The organism is Microbacterium pumilum, assembly GCF_039530225.1.
Classification (GTDB): Bacteria; Actinomycetota; Actinomycetes; order Actinomycetales; family Microbacteriaceae; genus Microbacterium; species Microbacterium pumilum.
Window position 1 is genome coordinate 616,931 of record NZ_BAAAOH010000001.1, and the last position, 24,909, is coordinate 641,839.

General features: G+C 69.5%; 26 protein-coding genes. 11 read left to right on the forward strand and 15 right to left on the reverse strand.

The window, feature by feature from the left end:
- Positions 1-9 precede the first annotated feature (9 nt).
- Entirely contained in the window at positions 10-1,572 is a 1,563-nt protein-coding gene (locus ABD188_RS02735; protein ID WP_344058289.1) for a D-alanyl-D-alanine carboxypeptidase family protein, read from the forward strand.
- 8 nt (positions 1,573-1,580) lie between these two features.
- Here the strand turns inward: ABD188_RS02735 and ABD188_RS02740 are convergent, their stop codons facing one another.
- The 4 genes from ABD188_RS02740 to ABD188_RS02755 all read right to left on the reverse strand — a co-directional run bounded on the left by ABD188_RS02740 (position 1,581) and on the right by ABD188_RS02755 (position 5,038).
- Positions 1,581-2,522: a DnaJ domain-containing protein gene (locus ABD188_RS02740; RefSeq protein WP_344058291.1), complete on the reverse strand. Its 942-nt coding sequence runs from the start codon at positions 2,520-2,522 to the stop codon at positions 1,581-1,583.
- A gap of 92 nt (positions 2,523-2,614) precedes the next feature.
- Positions 2,615-3,133, reverse strand: a complete 519-nt coding sequence (locus ABD188_RS02745; RefSeq protein WP_344058293.1) for a hypothetical protein — start codon at positions 3,131-3,133, stop codon at positions 2,615-2,617.
- A complete protein-coding gene (locus tag ABD188_RS02750; protein ID WP_344058295.1) occupies positions 3,130-3,963 on the reverse strand; it encodes an LssY C-terminal domain-containing protein in 834 nt (277 codons plus the stop codon). The genes ABD188_RS02745 and ABD188_RS02750 overlap by 4 nt, the downstream gene beginning before the upstream one ends.
- Positions 3,964-3,976: 13 nt before the next feature.
- The gene (locus ABD188_RS02755) at positions 3,977-5,038 is read right to left on the reverse strand and encodes an enoyl-CoA hydratase/isomerase family protein (protein WP_344058297.1); all 1,062 of its coding nucleotides are present in this window, start codon (positions 5,036-5,038) and stop codon (positions 3,977-3,979) included.
- A gap of 108 nt (positions 5,039-5,146) precedes the next feature.
- Here ABD188_RS02755 and ABD188_RS02760 point away from each other — a divergent pair, with 108 nt between their 5' ends.
- Both ABD188_RS02760 and ABD188_RS02765 read left to right on the forward strand, forming a co-directional pair.
- Positions 5,147-6,712, forward strand: coding sequence for an ABC transporter ATP-binding protein (locus ABD188_RS02760; protein WP_344058299.1), 1,566 nt, complete (start codon positions 5,147-5,149; stop codon positions 6,710-6,712).
- Entirely contained in the window at positions 6,709-7,533 is an 825-nt protein-coding gene (locus ABD188_RS02765; RefSeq protein WP_344058301.1) for an ABC transporter permease, read from the forward strand. Before ABD188_RS02760 ends, ABD188_RS02765 begins: the two co-directional genes overlap by 4 nt.
- On the opposite strand, the gene ABD188_RS02770 is transcribed toward ABD188_RS02765, so the two are convergent.
- Positions 7,526-8,014 carry a hypothetical protein gene (locus tag ABD188_RS02770; RefSeq protein ID WP_344058303.1) on the reverse strand — a complete coding sequence of 163 codons (489 nt, stop codon included), beginning with the start codon at positions 8,012-8,014 and terminating at the stop codon, positions 7,526-7,528. The genes ABD188_RS02765 and ABD188_RS02770 overlap by 8 nt on opposite strands.
- 143 nt (positions 8,015-8,157) lie before the next feature.
- Between ABD188_RS02770 and cofG the strand changes: the two genes are divergently transcribed.
- The 4 genes from cofG to ABD188_RS02790 all read left to right on the forward strand — a co-directional run bounded on the left by cofG (position 8,158) and on the right by ABD188_RS02790 (position 13,647).
- On the forward strand, positions 8,158-10,542 hold the full coding sequence (gene cofG, locus ABD188_RS02775; RefSeq protein ID WP_425561360.1) for a 7,8-didemethyl-8-hydroxy-5-deazariboflavin synthase CofG: 2,385 nt from the start codon (positions 8,158-8,160) through the stop codon (positions 10,540-10,542).
- The gene (locus tag ABD188_RS02780; RefSeq protein WP_344058306.1) at positions 10,539-12,014 is read left to right on the forward strand and encodes a flavin-containing monooxygenase; all 1,476 of its coding nucleotides are present in this window, start codon (positions 10,539-10,541) and stop codon (positions 12,012-12,014) included. The genes cofG and ABD188_RS02780 overlap by 4 nt, the downstream gene beginning before the upstream one ends.
- Positions 12,011-13,027: a glucose-6-phosphate dehydrogenase (coenzyme-F420) gene (fgd, locus tag ABD188_RS02785; RefSeq protein WP_344058307.1), complete on the forward strand. Its 1,017-nt coding sequence runs from the start codon at positions 12,011-12,013 to the stop codon at positions 13,025-13,027. Before ABD188_RS02780 ends, fgd begins: the two co-directional genes overlap by 4 nt.
- A gap of 74 nt (positions 13,028-13,101) precedes the next feature.
- On the forward strand, positions 13,102-13,647 hold the full coding sequence (locus ABD188_RS02790) for an NTP transferase domain-containing protein (protein ID WP_425561321.1): 546 nt from the start codon (positions 13,102-13,104) through the stop codon (positions 13,645-13,647).
- Positions 13,648-13,725: 78 nt separating this feature from the next.
- Here ABD188_RS02790 and ABD188_RS02795 read toward each other — a convergent pair whose 3' ends face one another.
- Entirely contained in the window at positions 13,726-15,219 is a 1,494-nt protein-coding gene (locus ABD188_RS02795; protein ID WP_344058310.1) for an HNH endonuclease signature motif containing protein, read from the reverse strand.
- 205 nt (positions 15,220-15,424) lie between these two features.
- Between ABD188_RS02795 and ABD188_RS02800 the strand changes: the two genes are divergently transcribed.
- Positions 15,425-16,585, forward strand: a complete 1,161-nt coding sequence (locus ABD188_RS02800) for an SLC13 family permease (protein WP_344058311.1) — start codon at positions 15,425-15,427, stop codon at positions 16,583-16,585.
- Between the two features lie 27 nt (positions 16,586-16,612).
- On the opposite strand, the gene ABD188_RS02805 is transcribed toward ABD188_RS02800, so the two are convergent.
- Both ABD188_RS02805 and ABD188_RS02810 read right to left on the reverse strand, forming a co-directional pair.
- Positions 16,613-16,813 (reverse strand): helix-turn-helix transcriptional regulator, encoded by a 201-nt coding sequence (locus ABD188_RS02805; RefSeq protein ID WP_344058313.1) that lies wholly within the window; start codon positions 16,811-16,813, stop codon positions 16,613-16,615.
- Positions 16,813-17,253 (reverse strand): hypothetical protein, encoded by a 441-nt coding sequence (locus ABD188_RS02810; protein ID WP_344058315.1) that lies wholly within the window; start codon positions 17,251-17,253, stop codon positions 16,813-16,815. Before ABD188_RS02810 ends, ABD188_RS02805 begins: the two co-directional genes overlap by 1 nt.
- A 144-nt stretch (positions 17,254-17,397) precedes the next feature.
- Here ABD188_RS02810 and ABD188_RS02815 point away from each other — a divergent pair, with 144 nt between their 5' ends.
- Positions 17,398-18,264, forward strand: a complete 867-nt coding sequence (locus tag ABD188_RS02815; RefSeq protein WP_344058317.1) for an AraC family transcriptional regulator — start codon at positions 17,398-17,400, stop codon at positions 18,262-18,264.
- Positions 18,265-18,271: 7 nt separating this feature from the next.
- Here ABD188_RS02815 and ABD188_RS02820 read toward each other — a convergent pair whose 3' ends face one another.
- The 7 genes from ABD188_RS02820 to hemG form a co-directional block, all read right to left on the reverse strand.
- Complete coding sequence (locus tag ABD188_RS02820; RefSeq protein ID WP_344058319.1) at positions 18,272-19,015, reverse strand: sulfite exporter TauE/SafE family protein; 744 nt, start codon at positions 19,013-19,015, stop codon at positions 18,272-18,274.
- 1 nt (position 19,016) lies between these two features.
- On the reverse strand, positions 19,017-19,997 hold the full coding sequence (gene cofD / locus ABD188_RS02825) for a 2-phospho-L-lactate transferase (RefSeq protein WP_344058321.1): 981 nt from the start codon (positions 19,995-19,997) through the stop codon (positions 19,017-19,019).
- Positions 19,998-20,074: 77 nt separating this feature from the next.
- Positions 20,075-20,875: a uroporphyrinogen-III synthase gene (locus ABD188_RS02830; protein WP_344058323.1), complete on the reverse strand. Its 801-nt coding sequence runs from the start codon at positions 20,873-20,875 to the stop codon at positions 20,075-20,077.
- 209 nt (positions 20,876-21,084) lie between these two features.
- On the reverse strand, positions 21,085-21,375 hold the full coding sequence (locus ABD188_RS02835) for a hypothetical protein (RefSeq protein ID WP_344058325.1): 291 nt from the start codon (positions 21,373-21,375) through the stop codon (positions 21,085-21,087).
- Positions 21,365-21,766: a phage holin family protein gene (locus tag ABD188_RS02840; RefSeq protein WP_344058327.1), complete on the reverse strand. Its 402-nt coding sequence runs from the start codon at positions 21,764-21,766 to the stop codon at positions 21,365-21,367. Before ABD188_RS02840 ends, ABD188_RS02835 begins: the two co-directional genes overlap by 11 nt.
- A gap of 1 nt (position 21,767) precedes the next feature.
- A complete protein-coding gene (locus tag ABD188_RS02845) occupies positions 21,768-22,166 on the reverse strand; it encodes a hypothetical protein (RefSeq protein WP_344058329.1) in 399 nt (132 codons plus the stop codon).
- Positions 22,167-22,285: 119 nt separating this feature from the next.
- A complete protein-coding gene (gene hemG / locus ABD188_RS02850) occupies positions 22,286-23,761 on the reverse strand; it encodes a protoporphyrinogen oxidase (RefSeq protein WP_344058331.1) in 1,476 nt (491 codons plus the stop codon).
- A 78-nt stretch (positions 23,762-23,839) separates the two neighbouring features.
- Between hemG and ABD188_RS02855 the strand changes: the two genes are divergently transcribed.
- Positions 23,840-24,409 carry an HhH-GPD-type base excision DNA repair protein gene (locus ABD188_RS02855; protein ID WP_344058333.1) on the forward strand — a complete coding sequence of 190 codons (570 nt, stop codon included), beginning with the start codon at positions 23,840-23,842 and terminating at the stop codon, positions 24,407-24,409.
- Complete coding sequence (locus tag ABD188_RS02860; protein WP_344058335.1) at positions 24,409-24,837, forward strand: DUF1801 domain-containing protein; 429 nt, start codon at positions 24,409-24,411, stop codon at positions 24,835-24,837. The genes ABD188_RS02855 and ABD188_RS02860 overlap by 1 nt, the downstream gene beginning before the upstream one ends.
- The last annotated feature ends 72 nt before the right edge of the window (positions 24,838-24,909 follow it).

Below are 24,909 nucleotides of genomic sequence, written 5' to 3' on the forward strand. Positions count from 1 at the left end.
CTTTAGCGGGTGACCGTGGACGACGCTGCTTCTTCGACGCGCCGCGCGCGGCGACGTCGCGACGATGCGTCGATGGATGCCGCGCCCGACCCCGACTCGTCGGACACCGTCCTGACCCTCGAGCACGACCGAGAATCCGCATCGTCCCAGGACGGAGAGGACCCCGTCGTCGACCCGGATTCCGGCGGCCGACCTGCCTACGTGCGGGCCCCTTCGGCGACACCGACCCGAGAGCGATCCGCGCTGCTGTGGGTGGATGAGGCATCCGTCGGCACGACCGCAGGACCCGTCGCGGACCTCTCCACCGCGACGACGCCTTTCGTGCCGGTCGGCAACGATCTGCTCGCCGATCTGCCTCGCCGGTCCCCACTCCGAGCGAGCGTCATCGTCCCGACTCTGATCGGCGCGGGGCTCGTCGGTGCCTATGCGGCGACAACCCTGCTCTGGCCGCTGTACGCCGTCGCACCGACGGTCACAGCCATGGAGGTGCAGCCGGTCCCTGCACCGGCCGCCGCCATGACCTGGCCGGCAACGGGGAGCGCGGCGGTCTCGGTGAACGGCATCACGGGGATGGCGGCATCCAGCCCCGACCCGTTCCCGATGGCCAGCATCACCAAGGTCGTGACGGCGCTCGCGGTGCTCGACGAGATGCCCCTCGCCGTCGGCGAGCAGGGCCCGTCGTTCCAGTTCAGCTACGCCGACAGCCTCGCCTACTGGAACGCACTCGCCCAGAACGAGTCCGCCCTCGACGTGCCCGTCGGGGGCAGCCTGACGGAGTACGAGCTGCTCGAGGGCATGCTGATCGGCTCGGCCGGCAACTACGCCGAGCGGCTCGCCGGCAACCTCTGGCCGTCCGATGCGGTGTACGCGGATGCGGCCAACTCCTGGCTGCGTGCTCATGGCGTCGAGGGGGTGACGGTCGTCGAGCCCACCGGCATGGATCGGGGCAACACGGCGAGCCCGAGCGCCCTCATCCCTCTCGCACAGAAGGCCCTCGCGAACCCGGTGATCGCCGAGATCGTCGCGAAGCAGGCAGTCGACCTGCCTGGCGCCGGGAACGTCGTGAACACGAACGGGCTGCTGGCAGACCCGGGCGTCCTCGGCATCAAGACCGGAACGCTGGACGGCTACAACCTGCTCTCGGCGAAGGACGTGACGATCGGCGACACGACCGTCCGCCTCTACGCGTCGGTGCTGGGCCAGCCCGACGATGCATCGCGCCTGGCCGCGTCACGGGCGCTGTACACGCAGCTCGAGACCCAGTTGCAGCCCGCGCCCTCGGTCACCGCCGGTACCACGACGGCGCTCGTCGAGACCGTGTGGGGCGAAGAGGTGGATGTCGTGACGGCGGATGACGCATCCGTCATCCTGTGGAACGGCGGCACGGGGACCGTCTCGACGTCGTATTCGCTCGGCGACAGCCGAGCGGACGGGGATGTCGTCGGCAGCCTCTCGGTCGGCGGGCCGCTCGATCAGACGACGGTCGACCTCAAGCTCGCCGACGACGTCGAGGGGCCGACCGCCTGGTGGCGGCTCACGCACCCCCTCGAGCTGTTCGGTCTCACCGACTGACCGCCGGCTCAGGCGAAGCGGACCGACTGCTGCAACCTGGTTCGCACGTCGAAGACCTCGTTGCCTCCGATCGCGCGCGCTCCGGTGATCCCACGCCGGAGCACGGTCGACAGGGCGCTGCGCGAGACCACGACGACCGGAGTGCCGCGCACCTTGCCGAGCTCGGCGATCGACTCCATCACGTCGTCGTCGGGCAGCACCACGATCGCGCCGCCGAAGCGCACACCCGCGGCCCGCGCCATGCCGCGCATCCGTGCGACCAGCTCTGCGATCGGAGCCCCCGACACGCCTTCGCCGACCAGCTCGCCGCGTCGGATGCGCACCGGCCCGCCGAAGTCCTCGGACAGGATGCCGTACAGCCCGCTCGGGCCGAGCACGATGTGGTCGATCTTCGCGTCCGAGTCGGCGCCGCGCCCGGCGGCCATCACGTCGTGCCACACCGTGTATCCCATGCCGAGGTCCGCGACCACTCGGGCCGTGGCCTCTTCGGCCAGCGCGTCCGCCAGCAGCCGACGGAGGTGATGCGGCGCGGAGCGCACCAGCGCCGGGTCATACGGGTCCTCCAGCGCCACGCCGCGACCCGCCCACTCGCGGATGAGGGTCAGATACCGCTCCCGCCGCCACCCGCCAGGCTGGCCGTGCGACCGGGCGCGGGGGCGTGTGTCCGGGCGCGGCGCGGGGGCCCGCCATCCGGGTGCAGCGCCTGTCGACGCTTCGGGGGCCGGCTCCGCGCTGAAACCGTGACCGCGATCGTAGGCCGCACGCGCGGCCGGAGTGCCGACGAGTTCCCACGCGCGCTGCACCTGCACGAACACGGCGGCGTCTCCGCCGGTGTCGGGGTGCGTCTGCCGCAGGCGCAGGCGGAAGGCGCGCCGCAGACCCTCTTCGTCGGCGGCGGGGTCGACGCCCAGCACCTCGTAGGCGGACGACGAGAGCGGACTGTCGAACACGCGCCCTCCCGCCGGTTCATCGCCGCAACCGCTGCGGCGGGTTTCAGGCTAATCCACCCGGTGATGCGTGCGGCGCTGCAGAGCGTTCGGGGTCAGCGACGCTGGTTGCGGCGCGCGTATGCGGCCGCGCTGCGGCTCGAGAGCGCGAGCAGGATCAGGATGTCGAGGCTCAGCGACAGGAAGGTGCCCTCGAGAGTGATCTCGTCCCCGATGGCCCACCACGTGGCGAACGATGTCGCGATCGAGATCGTCGAAATCGCCATCACGAAGACCCGCGGCCAGTTGTGTCCCCGGTAGATCAAGAGGGCGAAGAGCGCGTCCAACGCTATGGCGATGACGCCGAACCCGACGGCGATCCAGAACCCGATCTGGATGACCTCCGCTGTCGCCTCCACGGCATCGAGGGTGAGGCTGGCGCTGTCGAGGGCCTCGTCCCATGCAGCACCGAGACCGGCGATCACGAACACGCCCGCGGCGACCCGAATCAGTACGAGCACCACACCGGCGACCGTCGATGCGGGCCGGGGCATGTCGGGGTTGTAGCCCGTCGGACGAAGCAGTCGCGCCGCAGGCTCGTAGGCGGGGCGCTTATGGGGGGATGGCGTCGTCATGGCGTCATCCTGCCCACCGCGCGCACATCGACGATCGGCAGATCGCCGTCTGTGGTGATCGAGTCCCCGCCGCCGTTGCGTGCGTGATACCCGGTCGAGAAGTCCTCGATGACGTCGACCGCCACCGTCGGTTCGCCGGCCGTCACGGTCGCGACGATGTGATCCCGCTCGACGTCGGTGTCGGCGTCGATCTTGTGCGTGACCTGCAGTGTGAACAGCGACAGACCCACGCTCGTGTCGAACGTGCCCGCCGCGACCCAGTCGACGCGGCGTCCGCCGGGCAGCAGCCATCCGTCCGGGCACCGCCAGAAGCGCACATGGTGGCGCTGCGCCGGATTGCCGTCGACCTCCTGCTGGTAGGCGAAATCCTGCTGGCGGTCGAACAGGAACAGGGGGCTCACGGGTGCCTCGTGGTAACTCCGCCGCGTCACCGTCGAGGTGATGATGCGCAGCGACGAGCCGAGCGTGACCGGATCCGCCTTGGTCCAGCCGCCCGTGACCATCGCGCGCTCGACCTGGTCGGCATCTCCGAGGAATGCCAGGTTCACCGGGTCGCCGAGCAGTCCGTCGCTCGTGCGCGCGCGGCCGATGAAGTAGTCGGGCACGTAGATGGACGTGAGGATGCGATGCAGCCGCGGCAGCACCAGATAGGCGAGCAGCACCCAGAAGACGATGACCCAGGCGATACCCCACCACCCGACCTGGAAGGTCTCGGTGAAGCTCAGATAGGCGAGCCAGATCGCCGCGAGGCCCGCGAAGACGAAGAAGAACCAGTCGATCGCGATCCCGATCGAGTACCGGCGCGTCCGCGTCGACCCCTCGTCGTCCACGATCGTCCTCCCGTCATCCCCAGAGTGGGATCGCCGGCACGTACGCGAGGGCGGATGCCGCGGTGCCTGGCGACAGGTCGGCGACGCTCGCGGGCTGCCACTTCGGTGCGCGGTCCTTGTCGATCACCTGCGCCCGGATGCCCTCCATGAGGTCGGGCTGCGTCGTGGCGAACCACAGCACCAGACCGTATTCCTGCTCGAGCGCGGCCCGCAGATGGGGGAGCGCGCGCGCCCGACGCACGGCTTCGAGCGTGACGGCCATCGCAGTGGGCGCCAGTTCGCCGAGCACGTCGGCCGTCGTGGAAGCCTCGGGCTCGGGGCGCGCCCGCAGCCGCTCGATGATCTCGGCGACGGAGTCTGCCGCGAACGCGTCGTCGATCCATGCGCGGGCGTCGCGCAGCCGGGATGGCTCGGGCGTCTCGTCGAACAGCAGCACGAGCTCGGTCGGGCTCGACGGATCCGCGCGTGTCTCGAGCGCGTCGCGAAGAGCTTCGAGCCGGTCGGCGGGCACGTAGTGATCGGCGAAGCCGGCATAGATCGCGTCCGAGCCGTCCATCACCGCACCGGTGAGCCCGAGGTATTCGCCGAGGCGCCCAGGAGCGTGCGCGAGCAGCCAGGTGCCCCCGACATCCGGAGTGAAACCGATGCGCGTCTCGGGCATCGCGAGCTGAGACCGGTCGGTGACGATGCGGATCGCGGCGTGACCGGCGAGTCCGATGCCGCCGCCCATCGTGATGCCGTCGGCGATCGCGACCACGGTCGAAGGGTATTCGGCGATGCGGGCGTTCAGCGCGTACTCGGCGCGGAAGAAGACGCCGGTGTCCTCGGCTCGCCCATCGCTGATCTGCTCATAGAGTCCCCGGACGTCTCCGCCGGCGCACAGGCCGCGGTGACCGGCGCCGTCGAGCAGCACGACGTCGACGTCCGTGTCATGCTCCCAGGCGTCGAGTGCCGCGCCGAGGTCGCCGATCATGCCGAGGTCCAGCGCATTGATGGCGGGGGGACGATTGAGAGTGAGGTGCCCGAGTCCGCCGTAGGCACGGACCAGGACGCTGGGCTCTGCGGCGTCTGTCACCCTCGCAACGTTACCGCCCGACCTCCCGCCTCCGGATTGAAGTGACGGCCACCTCCACTTTCCGCAAAGATGTGGAGAACGACTTCACGACGATGAGAGGTTTTCGGCATGCCCGAGGGATTGGCGCTCGAATTCTCCGGGGTGACGAAGAGGTTCGGCGCGATCACCGCCGTTTCCGACTTCTCAGCACGGGTCGAACCCGGTCATGTGACCGGCTTCCTCGGCCCGAACGGTGCCGGCAAGACGACGTCACTTCGCATCCTGCTGGGGCTCGTGCGCGCCACCCAGGGCACGGCCACGATCGCCGGAGTCCCCTACGCCAAGCTCGACCGGCCGCTGCAGACGGTCGGCGCCGTCCTCGAGGCATCGAGCTTCCACCCCGGTCGCACTGCGGCGAGCCATCTCGCCGTGTACGCGGACGCTGCGGGCATTCCGCGTTCTCGTGTGGATGACGTGCTCGGCCTCGTCGGCCTCGCCGACTCCGCGGGACGCAAAGTCGGAGGGTTCTCGCTCGGCATGCGCCAGCGCCTGGGGCTCGCCTACGCGCTGCTCGGCGACCCCGGAATCCTCGTGCTCGATGAACCGGCGAACGGACTCGATCCCGAGGGCATCAAGTGGATGCGCGGGTTCCTCCGCCAGCTCGCCCGCGAAGGGCGGACGGTCCTCACCTCCTCGCACCTGCTCGCCGAGGTGCAGCAGACGGTCGATGCGCTCCTCGTGATCTCGCAGGGCAGACTCGTCTTCCAGGGCGCCCTCGACGAGCTCACCGACCCGTCGGAGTATGCCACGGTCGTGGACTCCCCCGACCGCCCCGCCCTCGTCGCGGCGCTGCGCGACGCCGGCGTGACGTTCGAGGTGCTGCGCTCCGGTCTCACGGCGCGCGGCTTCGATACCGCTCAGATCGGACAGATCGCGGCATCCGCGGGCATCGCCCTGTCATCGCTGCAGCGGCGGGGACCGGCGCTCGAAGAGGTCTTCCTCGAACTGGTCGACGGCACGCGCGTGCATTCGAGCGCCGCGGGCGAGGCTCCCGGGGGCGCGATGTCGGGTGCGGGCGTGCTCACTGCCGGCGTGGCCGCCGAGATCGCCGAGCCCAATCCCGATCCCGAGCCCGAGCCGCAGCCCGACCATCAGCCCGATCCGCAGCCCGATCCCGTGGCTGCCGTCGACGCCCCGACACCCCCCGCCGGCTTCGTCGTGGCGAGCACCGGCGTCATCGACATCATCACTCCCGACGAAGGCGAGCCGGATGCGGTGGATGTCGACGAGCCCGAGCCCGCGAACCAGCCGCCGACGTTCACCGTGGACGGCCAGGGCGTCACCGTCGAGGGCGAAACAGCCGGCACCGCCGAGGCTCCCGCGCACATTCCGGACTCCGATCGCCCGTGGGAGGCCTATGTGAAGACGGAATCCGACCTCGAGGCAGACGCTTTCTTCTCATCGTTCGACGCCCAGCGCGCAGCAGCGGCCGCCGAGGCTGCGCGACTGGTCGAAGCCGAGCCTCAGGAAGAGCCGGAGCCGGAACCCGAACCTGAGTTCCCCCCGGACGACCGATCCGAGGCAGCCACCGATGAGCCGCCCGCCGAGACGAGCGAGTTCGGCGGGCTCGCGGACCTTTCACCCGATTGGGTCGAAGAGGATCGACCCGACCGGGACGGAGGTGAGGGGCGATGAGCCTGACCGCGGCAACCCGCTCCGAGACCACGAAGCAGTTCACGACGTCGATCTGGTGGGTGCTGGCCATCGTGCTCGCCGCCTACGTCGGTTTCACGGCCGCGGTGCTGGGCTTCGTCTTCACGGCGTCGGCCACGGGCGCGCTGCCCGGGAACGGACCGCAGATTCCCAGCGAGGGACTGCCGCCCGTGCTCTACAGCACGGCCACGGCCGTCGGCTACGTGTTCCCCCTGCTCATCGGCACGCTGATAATGACGACCGAGTTCCGCCACAAGACCCTCACCCCGACGTTCCTCGCCACTCCCCGGCGGGGTGTCGTGCTGTGGGCGAAGCTGCTCGTGGGAGTGGTGCTGGGCGTGCTGTTCGGCGTGATCGGCGTCATCGCCTCGGTCGTGCCCGCGGCCGCCTTCCTCGCCGGCTCGGCACTCGAGACCGGCCTCACCTCGTCCGACACGTGGGCGCTGTTCGGTCGCATGGTCATCGCCTTCGTGCTGTGGGCCTTGATCGGCGTCGGTGTCGGGGCGCTCGTGCGCAATCAGGTCGGCGCGATCGTCGGGGTGCTGGTGTTCACGCAGTTCGTGGAGCCGATCGGTCGAGCCGTCGCATCCCTGGTCGAAGGCCTCTCGGACTTCACCCGGTTCCTGCCGGGGGCCGCGAGCGACGCACTGGTCGGCTCGAGCGTCTTCGACGCGAGCACCGCGGCCTCCGGCGGCGTCTCAGCCTCTCTCGAGTGGTGGGCGGGCGGGCTCGTCCTGCTCGGGTACGCCGTCGTGTTCGTGGTGCTCGGGTACCTCGTGACCTGGCGGCGCGACGTCAGCTGAGTCGGGCTGCGGGCGCGGGCGACGGGGAGGGCGTCTTCCGTGGCCGCGGCTTCTTCGCGGGTGACGCCGGCTGCACCGGGATCGTGCCCGTCTCGGCGGCGATGTCGACGACATCCGCCGCCTCGTCCGCGACATCGAGCTGCAGAGCCTGGACGAGCGCGAGACCGTGCCTGGTGGTGAGGATCACCCGCTGGAAGTCCGGATGTCCCTCGAGGTCGATCACGACACTCGGGCGATGGCGACGGATGATGGCGAAGTCCTTGGCACCCGCCGACTTCCAGGTTCCCATCGCGACGATGCCCTTGAGGTGCGTACCCGGACTCGGAACGCCCCGCAGCCACGTCCATGCGTCGTCGGTCAGCTGCACTTTGGCGATGGTCGACCGATCGATGATGACATTCCCTTTGTGGAATGCCATCGCCCGCTCGGCACCCGACAGCACGACTTCGAGCTGGGTCGAGTCGAGCAGCAGTGTGACCATGCGACTAGTCTGCCAGCGGCCGCGGCTGCGCACCCTGCCCTTTTGCTCACAGGAGGACAACGATCGGCGACGCCCGGCACCGTGGGCGGTGCAAGACTGGTTCGGTGACCCTGCTCGAGTCGGCTCCCCCGCAGGACCCGACGATGCCCGCGCGTGCCGGCGCCGTCCTCGATCGCGCCGCAGCCGGTGCCCGGCTCGACGAGTCCGATGCCGAGGCGCTCCTCGCTGCGACGGGCGACGACTTCGAGCGGCTGCTCGACCTTGCGTCAGCAACTCGCGACGCCGGCCTTGCGGCCGCGGGTCGCCCCGGCGTGATCACCTATTCGCGCAAGGTCTTCGTTCCCCTGACAACCCTCTGTCGCGACCGCTGCCACTACTGCGTCTTCGTCGACACCCCCGCGCAGCTTCTCAAGCTCCACAAGCCGGCCTTCATGTCGCCCGAGCAGGTGCTCTCGGTGGTTCGGCAGGGTCAGGCGCTCGGGTGCAAAGAGGCGCTCCTCACCCTCGGCGACCGCCCTGAGGACCGCTGGCCAGACGCCCGCGCGTGGCTCGACGAGCACGGGTTCACCTCCACGCTGGACTATGTCGGCCACGTCGCACGGCTCGTCACGGCCGAGACGGGGATGCTCGTGCACGCGAACCCCGGAGTCATGAGCGCGGAAGAGCTGCGGATGCTGCGCCCTGTCGCGCCGTCCATGGGGATGATGCTCGAGACGACTTCGCGCGCGCTCTTCGAGCAGCCCGGGCAGGTGCACTACGGCTCGCCCGACAAAGACCCCGCACTGCGGCTCGCGGTGATCGACGACGCCGGACGTGAGCGCATCCCGTTCACGACGGGCATCCTCGTCGGGATCGGCGAGACCCTCCGCGACCGGGCGGAGTCGCTCGTGGCGATCCGCGACGCGCACGAACGGCATGAGCTGCGCGGGCAGGGCCACGTGCAGGAGGTCATCGTCCAGAACTTCCGCGCGAAGCCGCGCACCGCCATGCAGAGCGCGCCGGATGCGGCAATCCTCGAGTACGTCGCTGCGGTCGCCGTCGCCCGTCTCGTGATGGGTCCGGCGATGCGGATCCAGGTGCCGCCGAATCTCTCCGACCCCGCGGAGTTCGACCTGCTCGTGCGGGCCGGCGCCGACGACTGGGGCGGCGTCTCGCCTCTCACCGCCGATCATGTGAACCCCGAGCGGCCGTGGCCGCACCTCGATGACCTCGCCGCCCGCACCGCGGAGCTGGGCTTCGAGCTGCGCGAGCGCCTGACCGCCCAGCCCGAGTTCGTCGTGGCCGCCGACGAGTGGATCGACCCTGGATTGCATGCGGCCGTCGAGGCGCTCGCCGACCCCGGAACGGGGCTCGCGGCCACCGAGGCCACACCGAGCCCATCCGTTCCTGGCCGGCCCACCGATTCGGAGCAGCCCGAATCGATGGGTTCCCACCGAATGAACGGGTCCGGCAGCGCGAGCATCCGCCGTCTCGCCGAAGCGGCGGCATCCGACCCCCGTGCTCTTGACGACGACGGGTGGGTCGCCCTGTTGTACGCGACCGGCGACGACCTCGACGCCCTCACGGCGACCGCCGACGACGTGCGCCGGTACACGGTCGGCGAAGCGGTGAGCCTCGTCGTCAACCGCAACCTCACCTCGAGCGGGTTCCGCTCGTCGGGCGCAGATGACCCAGCCACGTACACCATCGACGACGTCGCAGCGATCGCGGCCGACGCGTGGGATCTCGGCGCGACCGAGCTCTGCATCCAGGGCATCCTGCCCTCCGACGAGGACCCGAGCGCGTATCTCGCGATCGCCCGCGCGGCGAAGGCGGGTGCTCCCGGCATCCACCTGCACGCCTACCGTCCGCAGGATGTGTGGGATCTCGCTGACCGCGGCGGGCTGGGCCTCGCGGGTGCGCTCGCCGCTCTCCGCGAAGCGGGCGTCGACACCGTGCCGGGCACCGGCGTCAAGGTGCTCAGCGAGCGGGTGCGCCGCCTCGTGGCACCGGGCGACGTCGAGATCGATCGGTGGGCGGAGGGGATCACCGCCGCACACCGCGCCGGGTTCCACTCCACCTCGGTGCTGTTCTACGGGCACGTCGAAACAGCGGCCGAGCGCATCGTGCACCTCCGGCGCCTCCGAGAGATGCAGAACACGACACGGGGCTTCACCGAGTTCGTGCCGATCCCGCTCCCAGGGCCGGGCGGCGGCGTACCGCTGGTTGCGGGGCGCAGCGCGCTCGACGAGCACCGCGCGATGGTCGCGGTATCGAGACTGGCGCTGAGCGGCAGCATCTCGCACATCCAGATCCCCTGGACGCGCGTCGGCCGCGACGCCGCCGCCGAATTGCTGCGGTCGGGCGGCGACGACCTCGGCGGCACACTCCTCGACGGGCGCGTCAAGCCCCATGCCGGCATCGAGCAGGGCCTCGAGCTGCCCGTGACGGATGCCGCGGCCATAGCCGCTCGGCTGTTCCGGCCGTTCCGGCAGCGCACCACCGACTACCGCGAGCCGCCGGCCGGCCGCAGGGTGGTCACCCGATGACCCGCGTCGAGGTCGTCATCGTCGGCGCCGGCTTTGCAGGACTCGGAATGGCGATGGCACTCCGCCGTGCGGGGCGCGACGACTTCGTCGTACTCGAGCGGGCGGCATCCGTCGGCGGCACATGGCGCGACAACACTTACCCCGGCGTCGCGTGCGACGTTCCTTCGCACCTGTACGGGTTCGCCGATCGCCCGAACCCCGACTGGTCGGGCACGTACGCGCACGGCGACGAGATCCGCACCTATCTCGAGCGCATCGTCGAGACCGACGACCTCGGATCTCGCCTGCGACTCGGCACCGCGATGCTGGGCGCCGAGTGGGATGCCGCGGCTGAACTGTGGCACTTGGAGACCTCGAGCGGCACGATGACCGCGGATGCGCTGGTGCTGGCGTGCGGGCGCCTGACCGAGCCGGCGATCCCCGACATCCCGGGTCTCGAGACCTTCCCCGGCCCGATGTTCCACTCGTCGCGCTGGGATCACGACACCGACCTCGCCGGCGCCCGCATCGCGGTCATCGGCACCGGGGCGAGCGCCGTGCAGCTCGTGCCCGAACTCGCCCGGACCGCCGACGTCACGCTCTTCCAGCGCACGCCCGCGTGGATCGTGCCGCGCGGCGGCGAGGCGTACTCCGCCGCCGATCGCCGCCGGTTCGCCGATCATCCCGACGAGCTCGCGCGACTGCGGTCGGCTCTGTACGTCGAGGGCGAGGCGCGGTTCGCTTCGCGATCGGGGGATGCCGCGGCATCCCGCGACGCGCAGGCCACCGCGCTCGCGCACCTCGAGTCGCAGGTGCCGGACCCTGCGCTGCGCGCAGCCCTCACGCCCGACTACGCGTTCGGCTGCAAGCGGGTGCTGCTGTCGGATGACTTCTATCCCGCTCTGGCCTCCGGCTCCGTCGCACTCGAGGCCTCGGCGCTCGCCGCCGTCGAGGGGTCGACCGTCGTCGCGGCGAGCGGCACCCGCTACGAGGTCGATGCCCTGGTGCTGGCCACCGGGTTCGCGTCGACGCGCCAGCCGTACGCCCAGCTCGTCCGCGGTGAGAGCGGCACCCTCGCCGACCACTGGTCGACCGGGATGACGTCGTTCGCCTCGACAGCGGTCTCGGGCTTTCCGAATCTGTTCATCCTCGACGGGCCGAATGCGGCACTCGGGCATTCGTCGTCCGTCCTCATGATCGAGGAGCAGGTCGCGTACGTGCAGCGCTGCCTCGAACACCGCGACCGCCTCGGCGGTGCGCTGCGCGTGGACCCCGCGGCCGAGGCCGCGTACACCGACGAGATCGCGGCGGCCGCGGCATCCACCCCCTGGATGACCGGCGGATGCCGCAACTGGTACGTCGACGAACGCTCCGGTCGCCTGACCCTGCTATGGCCGGGGACCGTCGACGCCTTCCGCGAGCGGCTCGCTCGCGCGGATGGGTCGGAGTTCGGATTTGCGCCTGTCCCGGGCGCTCGGAGAGGAACCGCATGACAGTCCCGCTGCGTTTCGGATACAAGGCATCGGCGGAGCAGTTCGGGCCGAATGAGCTGCTCGATTTCGCCATCCTCGCCGAAGAGGTGGGATTCGACTCGGTCTTCATCTCGGACCACCTGCAGCCGTGGCTGCACGAGGGCGGGCATGCCCCCGCGTCGGTTCCCTGGCTGGGAGCGCTCGGCGCACGCACGTCGAAGGTGCTGATCGGAACGTCGGTGCTCACGCCCACGTTCCGCTACAACCCGACCGTCGTGGCACAGGACTTCGCGACGCTCGGCGTGATGTTCCCGCGGCGTGTGATCCTCGGCGTCGGCACCGGCGAGGCGCTCAATGAAGCCAACCTCGGGATCGAGTGGCCCGATCCGCCGGAGCGGTTCCAGCGGCTCAAAGAGGCGATCGAGCTGATCCGGCTGCTGTGGGCGGATGATCGTGTGACCTACGAGGGCAAGTACTACACGGCGCGCAACATCACGATCTACGACAAGCACGACGACCACCCGGTGCCGATCTACATCGGCGCCGCCGGCCCTGCCGCCACGCGTCTGGCCGGCAGGATCGCCGACGGATTCATCACGACGAGCGGCAAGAAGCCCGGGCTGTACACCGAGACTCTCCTGCCTGCGCTCCACGACGGGCTGCAGAAGGCAGGGCGCACGGCCGACGACGTCGACACGCTGATCGAGATCAAGGTCTCGCTCGAAGACGACAAGGATGTCGCGCGCGACAAGACGCGCTTCTGGGCGCCGCTCGCGCTGTCCCCTGAAGAGAAGATGGGAGTCGACGACCCCATCGAGATGCAGCGGCTCGGCGAGCAGCTGCCCATCGAACGTGCTGCGTCGCGGTTCATCGTCTCGGACGACCCTGATGAGCACGTCGAACGCATCGGCTGGTACATCGACCTCGGCTTCCGGCATCTGGTGTTCCATGACCCCGGTGACGACCAGGCGGGCTTCCTCCGTCGCTACGGTGAGGAGATCCTGCCGCGACTGCGGGCACGGTACGGCGCGTGACGGGGCGGATCTGGACCGTCGTCATCCCTGTGAAGCCGTCGGTTCGTAGCAAGTCCCGGCTGGACGTGCCCGGCATGGATCGCGTAGCCCTGGCACGCGCGATCGCCATCGACACGATCGCCGCGGCGGCCGCATGCGAATCGGTCGCACAGGTCGTCGTCGTGACGGATGACGGCGGCGTGGTCCTGCAAGCCGTAGACATCCCCGGGCTCCGTTTCGTGGCGGACGACGACGCCGGAGGACTGGATGCGGCCGTCGCCGTGGGCGCGGAGAAGGCGGACGGGACACCGCGCGCCGCCCTGCTCGGCGACCTCCCCGCGCTGCGCCCGAGCGATCTCGCTCTTGCGCTCGATGCGGCGGCATCCGTCGACCGGGCTGTCGTCGCCGATGCGGAGGGCACCGGCTCGACCCTCGTCACGGCCCGCGCGGGAGTCTCATGGCTCTCGTCGTTCGGCGACGGGTCGTTCGCACGCCACGTCGAGCTTGGTTTCGAACCGCTAGAAATTCCGGATGCCTCGACCCTGCGCCGCGACGTGGACACCGCCGATCAGCTCGATGCGGCGGCGAGGCTCGGCCTGGGTCCCCGCACGGCCGCACTGGTTGCGGCGCGAAGGCGCTGACCCGAGTCCTTGATCACCGTCGGCGGCGACTGGCCGGCGCTGCTGAAGCTCCCCATAGATGCGAATGTGCTGAAGCCGTCATTCCCGTTCAGGGATGAATCGGAGGGTCGCAGGCGGGTGTTCGATGTAGACCCGGCCGAGCGGGCTGGTCCATTCCAGGACCCCGCCCTCGAGTTGTCGTAACTGCCACGCGGTGTTGTGTTTCAGCGTGTGATGTCGCCGGCACAGGTGGGCCAGATTGCAGATGCTGGTTGCGCCGCCGTGTTGGTGATCGATGCTGTGGTCGATGTCGCATCGCCAGACCGGAGCGCGACAGCCGGGAAACCGACAGTGTTCGTCGCGCGCCCGAAGATGGCGGACCTGCGCCTCGTTGGGGAACCTTCGCTCCACGGCGACGACGGCACCGCTGGTGCGATCGGTGAGGACCAGGTGCCACAGCGACGCGTTGCCGGCCATTCGCTGCGCGGTCTCGGAGTCGATCGGGCCGCGGCCGGTCAGACATGCTGACGGCCCGGCGTCGTCCCCGGCGAGGACGGACTGCGGGACGGTGATCTGCACGATGCCGCGGATCGCGTCGATCCCCTCACCACCGTCCGCATCGATGCCCTCCACGGTGGCGTGCCCCGTGAGCAGCAGGTCGCAGAGCATGTCGGCGCGAATCTGGTCCAAGGTCCTGACCGGCCTGATATCGCCAGCAACGGCAGTGGTGTCAGCACCGGTCGCGGCGATTGCAGCATCCGCCATCGCGGCACCCGCCCGCCCATCCGCCTTCGCAGCATCCGCCTTCGCGGCAGCAAGTTCGGCGGCAAGGATGATGCGCGCTTGCTGCGTGAGCCGGTCATAGATGCCGTGCGCCAGCACCGCGGGCAGCGGCACCAGCAGCTCCGCCATTCCGTCGTCGGTATCACGGACCTCCACTCGCCGACCGGCGCGCGCCTCGAGGTGGCGTTCCGTGAGACTGACCGGCTGCAAGTCCTCCGCGATCGCCTTGGCGATCACCCGCATCCGACTCGTCGTGAGATGCGCGGGCAGCTCGAGCATCATCCGCTCATAGTCGGCCCGGACTTCGCCGTCCATCAGCCGCGTGCCCTCGTCGATGATGACCTGCGCGTGCGCCCGCGACATCCCACCCGATCGCAGCTTCGAGAGCGAAGCTGCATAGAGATCCCGCAGAACCTGCGCGTCGTTCATGTGAGCCTGGACGGTGCGATCGCTCATACCGACGGCGCACGCGAGCTCCGCCGCCATCGACCGCACCGCCAGATCGGTGTCGCGGCGGGACGAGCCATCAACGAGAGCCAGATCGAGCGCGTCGGCGAGGATACGCGCCTGCACCGCCTGCCATTTCGCGATCTGCGCGGCAGCGTCCTCCCACTCGCACAACAGCTGCTCGCGATGCGACACCCCGGCCAGATATCGCGCCACGCCAGGCGTTATCGGCTCGTCGTCCCAGATGATGTCGGAATCTCGCGGCTCGGGATCGACGCCCCACGACTCCGCAACCTCCATCAGCCGTGCCCACTCCGCTTCGACGTCCTCCGCTTCGGGCGGGGAATCGAGGTTCGCTGACATGACCCAATGATGGCACCAACCTCAGACATTGATTCGATGATATGAGGCCGAATGACACAAATTGAACGCCCAATATAAGAATGCACGTTCTACGCGACGCTGTACACGCGGGATCATTCCCGGGACCCATCGACTCGAATACCTCCGCCCGACGTCACCTGTCGCCCGCGGGGCGGAATGCGCGTCACAGAAGAATCCGCAGAGGATGGATGTCGTGAGACTCGCGGTGATCGGCGGCATCCTGCTCCTCGTCGGCGGCGCCGCCGTGGCCGTCGGGATCCTGCCCGCATCCGATGCGCTCATGGTCGCCGACCGAGTATGGCCGATCCTGCTGTTCGTCGTCGCCATCACGATCGTGGCCGAGTTCGCGGCGTTCGCGGGCGTGTTCGATGTCGCGGCGGATTTCCTCGCCCGTCTCGCGCGAGGCCGTACGTGGTTGCTGTGGATTCTCATCGTCGTCCTGGCTGTCGTGGTGACGTCGTTCCTGTCGCTGGACACGACCGCTGTGCTCCTCACCCCGGTCGTCGTGGCGGTGGCGCGCACCCATCGACTCGAGGTGCTGCCGTTCGCGTTCACGACGGTCTGGCTCGCGAACACGGCGTCCCTGGTGCTGCCCGTCTCCAATCTCACGAACCTCCTCGCTGTCGAGCGGCTCGACATCAGTCCCCTGGCCTTCGTGCTGACGCTCGGTCCGTCGGCGCTGATCGCGATCGTGGTGACGGTGCTGCTGCTCTGGATCGTCCATCGACGTGCGCTTCGCGGCACCTACGCTCCCGCGCCCCGTCCGGAGATCTCCGATCGCCTCCAGCTGATGGTGACGGCGGCGGTGGTCGTCGTCCTCCTGCCGCTGCTGGTGAGCGGCATCCCGCCGTGGATTCCCGCGCTGGCGGCAGCGGCACTGCTGCTGGGCGTATTCCTGTGGCGATCGCCGCGGGCGGTGCGGGTGGCACTCGTGCCCTGGCAGCTCGTGGTGTTCGCATCCGGACTGTTCCTCGCGGTCGCCGCGCTGGAGGCGGCCGGCTCGCGAGCTCTCCTGGATGTCGTGGCCGGCGCAGGCGAGGATCTCTCCTCGCTCTGGCAGCTCGCAGGCGTCGGGATGCTGGGAGCCAACGCCGTGAACAACCTGCCGGCGTATCTGGCACTCGAGTCCGTCGCAGACTCCCCCGCGCGGCTCGGGGCGCTCCTCACCGGCGTCAACGCCGGATCGCTCATCACGCCATGGGCATCGCTCGCCACACTCCTCTGGCACGAGCGCCTTCAAGCGGTCGGCATCGATGTGCCGTGGCGCCGCTACGTGGTGCTGGGACTCATCGTTGCGCCGCTCACGGTCGCGCTCGCCGTCATCCCGCTGGCGTCGCTCTCGTGAACGTGCTCACCGTGCCCACGCCTCACCTCATCCGCTGATGCCCGGCGAGAAGACGTCCTCGATCCGGCAGTCGAAGAGCCGGGCGATGTGGAAGGCCAGCGGCAGCGAGGGGTCGAAGCGGCCACGCTCGATCGAGACGATGGTCTGGCGCGAAACGCCCAGCTGCTCGGCGAGCTGGGCCTGCGACCAGCCGCGCTCCGCGCGTCGGCGCACGAGGTCGTTCTGCACTACGACGCCCGAGCCCGGATCACGAGGTAGCGCGCGCCGACGTCCGCGACCGCGAGTGCGAGCAGTCCGAGCAGGGCCACCGCGGCCTGGAGCTCGAACCGCGTGATCAGCAGCACGGCTGCGCCGAGCGTCATGGCAACGAGCAGGTCGAGGAACGTCTCGGCGCCGGCGCGCAGCATCCACTGCACCTCGACGCTCTGCTCACCGTGCGCGTCGACGACGATCGTGTTGCGCGAGACGAAGAGCTTGTGACCCAAGGCGAACGCGGGGTAGGCCGCGCAGAGCGCCCCGATCCCGAACGCGAGCCAGAAGTCGGGCTGGTTGGTGACGCCGACGATGGCAGCGACGATGGATGTGGCGATCACGCCGAAGACCACGGCGAGGATGTAGTACGAGGCCGGCGCTCGTCGCACCTGCCGCGGCGGGTCCGCCGGGACCATCGGCCACCTCCAGAAGTAAAGTGTGCTTGTCTTCGATGGAAGTAAAGCACGCTTTACATCCATCGTCAACACACGATCGATTCGGACCACAGAAGTCGGGTGCGCGCCACGGCCGATAGGCAGGCTCTTTGCAGAGGGGGGACCATGATCGCAGCGCTCAACGGGCTCGTCGACCTCATCGAGGATCAGCTCACCGATGAGATCGACGTCGCGGGCCTCGCGAACAGTGCCGGCACCACGGAGTATCACCTGCGCCGGATGTTCTCGTCGCTCGCCGGGATGCCGCTGTCGGAGTACATCCGACGACGGCGGATGTCGGTCGCGGCGGCAGACATCCTCGGCGACGGTGATCTGTTGGGCATCGCTGTGCGCTACGGCCACGGCTCTGCCGAGGCGTTCGGCCGGGCATTCCGGGCCGTGCACGGCGCCGGCCCCGGCGACGTGCGCCGAGACGGTGGTCCCCTTCGCATTCAACCGCAGCTCAGGTTCCGCCTGACCGTAGAAGGGAACACCACGATGGACACTCGCATCGCGGACCGACCGGCATTCCGACTCATCGGCCACGCTGCGCGGGTGCCGCTCATCCATGAGGGCGTCAACCCCCACATCCAGGCGCACATAGCGGCGATGCCGGCAGCCGAGCACGGCCGGCTGAAGGAGCTGAGCAACACCGAGCCGGCCGGCCTTCTCCAGGTGAGCGCGGAAGTCGACCCCGACTACACCGAGGGCAGCGAGCTCACCTACCTGCACGGCGTCGCCGTCAGCAACGCCACGCCGGTACCGGCCGACCTCGACGAGATCGAGGTCGGTGCCGGCTCGTGGGCGGTGTTCCGCACCGCGGGCCCCTACCCGGCGGCCCTGCAGTCCACCTGGGCCGCGACGGCGACGGACTGGTTCCCCTCCCACCCGTGGCGGCTGCGCCCGGGTCCCTCGATGGTCGCGGTCCTCGATCGTGCACCGGACTTCAGCACGGCGACCTGCGAGCTGTGGCTGCCGGTCGAGCGGGCATAGTCGCGCGTCAGATCACCAGCAGGTACACCGCGCCGACCACCGTGAAGATGATCACGAGTCGCTCGAAGAGGACCTGGTCGATGCGGTCGGCGAACCACAGACCCAGCAGAGCTCCGCCCACCACGAGGGGCACGAGCACGAGATCGAGCAGCAGGCCCGGCACCGTGATGAGCCCGAGACCGACCGAGAACGGCACCTTCATGATGTTCACGATGGCGAAGAACCATGCCGCCGTGCCGAGGAACTCCTTCACCGAGAACCGCGATGCCAGGAAGTACATGGACATGACCGGCCCACCCGAGTTGGCCACCATCGTGGTGAAGCCGCCGAGCGTGCCGTACGACGCGGCGGCGATCCGATGCGATCCGCCGCTTGCGACCGTCTGCCCGATCCGCCGTCGCACCAGGGTCACGGCGATCACCACCAGGAGGATCACCCCGATCACCTTCCTCACCCATTCGTCGTCCGCAACGGCGAGGAACAGGATCCCCAGCGCGAGCCCGACGAGCACAGCCGGAGCCAGGCGAATCAGCACACGCCAGTTGGCGTGACGCCGGTAGGCGGTGATCGCGAACACGTCCGCGACGATCAGCAGCACGAGCAGCGCGCCGGTGGACTGCTTGGCCGGGAGGATCGCGGCGAAGATCGCCACCGAGACGGTCGTCACGCCCGGGATCGCCGTCTTCGACACTCCGACCGCGAACGCCGCGATCGCCAGCAGCGCCCACGCGAACCACGTGAGGTCGGGCATGTCAGACGCCCGCTGCCGACAGCGCCGCCTCAGCGAGGGCCGCGGAGTGCGCCTCGTCCTTCATCCACAGCGGTGCGACCAGAGTCCGGATGCCGCGCCCCTCGATCACGGACGCCGAATCCGCGTCTTCTTCGGCGACGAGCCAGGCGTCGAGCAGACCGCCCTGCGCGCGCGCGCCGTAGTGGGCTGCGACCGCCGACGCCGAGGTCTCCACGCCGATGGCGGAGAGGCAGACATCCGCCATCCCGCGAACCACGCGCCCGCCGATGATCGGGGACACGCCGATGACACGCGCGGATGTCGCAGACAGCGCCTCCCGGACACCCGGCACGTCGAGGATCGGGCCGATCGAGACAACGGGGTTGGACGGTGCGATGAGCACGACGTCGGCTCCGGTGATCGCGTCGGCGACACCGGGTGCCGCGGCGGCGGCCTCAATGCCCGGATTCTCGAATCGCGCGGGATCGAGGGCTGCGCGATGGCGGGTCCACCACTCCTGGAAGTGGATGCGCGAGCCGTCGCGCAGCACCACGATCGTGTCGACCTCGTCGTCGGTCATCGGAAGCAGCCGCGCGCCGAGGGGCCAGCGGCGCGACATCCGCTCGATGACCCGCGTAGGTGTCAGCCCCTCGCGCAGCCATCCGGTTCGGGCGAGATGGGTTCCGAGGTCGAGGTCGCCGAGGGTGAACCACGGCCAGCCCGCGCCCCACTCCTGCAGCTCGTGATTCACGCGCTCACTGTCGCCCTCGCGGCCCCAGCCCCGCCCGGCGTCGTTGACCCCGGCAAGGGCGTACACGATCGAGTCGACGTCGGGCTGAAGTCGCACCCCCGACAGCCACAGGTCATCGCCCGTGTTCACCACGACGGTGAGCGCATCCTCGGTGGTCGTGACACCGCGCCCCCGCAGAGCGGCACGTGCCCCGCGCACAAAGCGGGATCCGCCGACCCCGCCGGCGAGGACGACGATACGAGGGGTCGGCATCGGTCCAGGCTATCCGCATCCGCTCGGTCGGCTGACGACGGCAGGGAGCGTCGAGGATGACCTCGCCGCCATTCGACCTAGGGTGCGAACTCGTCCGCGGCGTGGGGCAGGGCGAACTTGGCGACCGCATCGATCAGCGCATCGACCGTCTGCTGATCGGCGATCACGTCGACCGACAGTCCGGTTCGCCTGGCGTCCTTCGCGGTGCGGGGACCGATGGCGGCGATGAGGGTCTCCGGCGGCACATCGGGGAACTGTGCGCTCACCTGCTCGGCGACCGATCCGCTCGTGACGAGGATCGCGTTGATGCGCCCCGACCGGACATCCTCAGCGATGCGATCGGTCACCGGAACGCCGACCGTCCGGTACGCGACGACGCTTCTGACGCGGTGACCCGCTTCCGACAGCATCCGAGTGAGCACCGGCTTCGCGATCTCGCTGCGAAGGGTCAGGATGTCGCGAGCCTCGGGTTCGAGAGCGATCATCTGCTCCGCCATCCCCGCCGCGGAGTTGTCACGCTCGGGCACGAGGTCGACGCGATAGCCGGCTGCGACCAACGCCGCTGCTGTGGTCTCGCCGACCGCGGCCACTCTGGTCGAGGAGGGGATGTTCGCACGGTAGGCGTAGAGCACATCGACGGTCGTGGCGCTGGTCACGGTGAGCCAGTCGAAGGCGCCGGACTCGAGATCCGCAAGCGCCTGCTCGAGCGTGGGCTGGTCATTCGTCGGCGCGAAGTTGATGAGCGGTGCGATGACCGGCACGGCACCCTCACGGCGCAGTGTTGCGGCAACGGAGTCCCCCCACGGTCCACCACGGGGCACCAGGACCCGCCATCCGGCGAGCGGTTTGGTGATCGTGTGCTGTGGGGCTGGGTTCATTGGAGTCGACTCTCGTGGGGCTGAGCCGGCCGCCCACGACGTTCGAGCAGCCGAAGCGCGTTCGAATCGGGTTCGCGCTGTCGGCAGCATCCGCACCATTGCACTGCCTCACACCGAGCATACCTCGCGGAGGGCGTGCTGTCCGGTATGCACGATGATCCGCGGCGGCAGAGCCGACACCCGTCGCCGCCGGGCGCGGATCCGGGCGATCAGCGCGTGTAGAGGCGCACGAGTCCCCAGACGATCCCGCCGACGGTCACCGCGGCCGCAATGACCGCAGCACCGGCAAGAGCCGGGTTCGACCGGCTGAACGCTCGGGCAGCCTCGACGTTGTCGTCGATGGTGCGCGAAACACGCCGTGGCACATTCGCCTTGACTTCGATCGCCGCGAGGGCGGCCTTGAGTTCGGTGCGGGCCTTCACGACAGGATCGGTGATTCCGATCGGCACCGCTGTGGCAGGCACGGGAATCGGGACCAGCGCGGGCAGGTCAGAGCTCATCGCGGACCTCTTTCACGTCTTGCACGATCGATTGCACCGGGTTCTGGGCTCGCGCAAGCTTGCGGAACTGCAGGTAGCCGAGCAGTCCGAGCACCGCGGTTATCAGGATCATGACGACGAACACGACCAGCGCCGACAGCCACACCGGCCACCACGACGAGAGCCCGGCGATGACGAACGTCCCGAGCACGGGAATCGACCAGAACAGCACGAACAGTGCACCGATGATCCATCCGGTGCCGACACCGGCGTTCTTGGCGGTCTTGGCAAGCCACGCCTTGGCGGCTTCGACCTCCGCGATGACGAGGTTGCGGACCAGTTCCGGAACGTCGCCGAGCAGCGTGAGAAGGCTGTCGTCGGCGCGGTCGCGGAAGCCACGTGGCGTGGTCATCTCACTTTCCGCCGGGCTTCTTCGCTGCCTTCGCGATCTCGTCGACCGCGTCGTCGATCTCGTCCTTCACAGCGGAAGCAGACGATTGAGCGGCATCCGCGATGTCGTCGGCCTGGTCCTGCCCGGTCTTGAGGGCGGCATCCAGCTTCTGTCCGGGCGTCGTGCCCTTCGACGACGCAGCCTTGGTCACCTTGACCGCTGAGTCCCACAGCGTGCTCGGAAGCGCCATGGCCGTCGATGCCGCGAAGTCCTTCACCTTGGCGACCTGCTCTTGAACCGGGTCGAGGTTCCAGACTTTGAGCGCCTGGCCCTTGATCTGCTCGTAGCGCTCACGCCCTGCGCGGGAGCCGAGGACGTAGCCCACGGCAAGTCCGATCACAAGTCCTGCTCTGCCCTTCATGCGGTCTCCTCACACTCATGGTGCTGGTGGTCTGGTCCCAGGGTAGCCCTGTATGCCGATTCCGGTATCCACCCTTGACAACCCGGTCGATGCGGACCCGGTCTCATCCCGCGACACTCTCACTCCGAGGCGGGAGCCGATCCGAACAGCGTCGCACGACGAAGGACCTCGGACTGGGCGCGGGCGTCTGGCACGACCTGGGCGAGGCCGGTTCCACTCAACCAGGCACCGACCGCGACGATCCCCGGCACCTTCGAGAGCGTGGCGCGGACGGCGGCCGCGGCCTCCCGCTGTCCGATGGCCGCACCGGGCAGAGTCTGCTCGTAGCGTGCGATATCGCTGCCGACCAGGTGGGTCGCGTCCAGCCGGACGCCAAGCAGCGCCGATGCCTCAGCCAGTGCCAGAGTCGTCGCATCGTCGCGGCCGAGGCCATCGGTTGCCGGCGCCTCGGACTGGGTGCCGAACGAGACGCGGACCACGTGGCGATGCGGATGTCCCACGGCGGCCGCCTCGCCGAGCCAGGGCCATTTCGCGCTCGAGTGCGTGAGTGCCTTCGCCCGATGACTGCCCGGCACGGTGAGCACGCCCGTGCCGCGCGGTGCGCCATCAAGGTCGGGGGCGTCGACCACGAGCGTGACGACGTGGACGCGGGGAGCGACACGGTCGGAATCCGCCGGCCCGATGAGCCCGGCCAGCAGCGCACGCGCGGCCGACTCCGAGCACGCCACGATCACCTGCTCCGCGTTCAGGTCGCCCTCGGCCGTGCGAACCGTCCACCCGGGCTTCACCCCGGGCTCTGCGGTGGGAACGATCGCCTCGACCGGCGTCTCGACCTGGATATCGGCACCGAGCTCGACGAGCCGCGCTCCCAGCGCATCGACGAGGCGCGACATCCCGCCGCTGATGCCCTCGACCGCGCTTCCGGGCGCCTCGGCGCGTGAGCGGGCGAGCGCAGCGACAGCCCCGGAGAGCGACCCGGCGTTCGTCAGTGCGGCGTTCAGCCCGGGCGCCGCCAGCTCGACGTCGATGTCGTCGGGGTCGGCGGAGTACACGCCCGAGGTGACCGGTGCGACCAGGCGGTCGAGCACCCGGTCGCCCATGCGGCGGCGCACGAGTCGGCCGAGACTGCGCTCCTCGCCGATCGTGAGCACCGGGCGGAGTCGATCGGCGTACGCACGCCAGGCGCCCCTCCAGCCGATGATCGCGCGCACGTCATCCGTGAACGGGTTCTCGGGAATTCCGAGCACGCCGCCCTTCGGCAGCGGCGCGGCTCCGGGTAGACCGGCCAACCACGCCCCGCCGGGCAGCGGAGCCACGATCTCGTCGGCGAGGCCGAGTTCCTCGACGAGCCGCCGGACGTGACCGCCTCGGGTGGCGTAGCTCTCGGCCCCGACATCCAGCGTCAGGCCCGCGACATCCGCTGACCGGACGAGCCCGCCGAGCCGATCGGATGCCTCGAACACCGTGACCTGCATGCCGATCTTCGCGCACTCCAAAGCAGCCACGAGCCCCCCGATGCCGCCGCCGACGACGACCACTCGCGTCTCTCGAGCGTGCGCGACGAGCTCGTCGAACGGTAACGGGTCATCAGCCATCCCTCCATCCTGGCATCCGGTCTTGCACGCGGCACGAGGGGCATGGATCCACCGTCCGCAGGGTGCGAGACTGGCGGCATGACGCTCCACATCACCGGCGACGAGGCTGCCGACCGTCTGCTCACCGAGAACCCCCTCGCGCTGCTCATCGGCATGCTGCTCGATCAGCAGGTCGCCATGGAGACCGCCTTCGCGGGCCCGCGGAAGATCCAGGAGCGCATCGGATCGGTGGATGCCGCCACCATCGCCGGCTACGACCCCGAAGCCTTCGTCGATGTCTTCCGGACCACTCCCGCCGTCCACCGCTTTCCCGGGTCGATGGCAGCGCGGGTGCAGGCGCTGTGTGCCGAGGTCGAGCAGGAGTGGGGTGGGGATGCCGCGGCGATCTGGACGCGCGGCGATCCGTCCGGCACCGAGGTGCTGCGACGCCTCAAGGGCCTCCCTGGCTTCGGCGAGCAGAAAGCGAAGATCTTCCTCGCGCTGCTCGGCAAGCAGACCGGGTTCGACGGAGACGGATGGCGCGAGGCATCCGGAAGCTATGGCGATGCGGACTGCTACCGGTCCGTCGCCGACATCACGTCTGCGGACTCCCTGGCCAAGGTGCGCGAGCACAAACGCGCGATGAAGGTCGCCGCGAAGGGGGCGTGATGGAACCCACGGGCGGCGACGTCGGCGCCTTCATCGCGGGAGTGACGCCGGCGAAGCGACGACGGGATGCCGACACGCTCGTCGCACTCATGGAGCGCGTGACCGGCGAGGAGCCCGTGCTGTGGGGCTCGATCATCGGCTTCGGGCGGTACCACTACCGCTACGAGTCCGGCCGCGAGGGTGACGCCGGGGCCGCCGGCTTCGCGCCGCGCAAGGCTGCGACTGTGATCTACCTGCCCGACGGAGTGGGCGCGCACACGGACTCGCTTGGGCGACTCGGCGCACACACGACAGGCGTCGGCTGCCTCTATCTCAAAGACCTGGAGAGCATCGACCTCGCCGTGCTGGAAGAGATCGTGCGCTCGTCCTACAGCACGGTCACGGCGGGCACATTCGGCCAGCGTGCCCGTGACGGCGGGTCGAGCTGACCGCTCGGCGGCGAGACGCGGTATCTCGAGGGCACCCGGCGCCCTCTGCAACCGTGAACGCAAGCTGAGCCG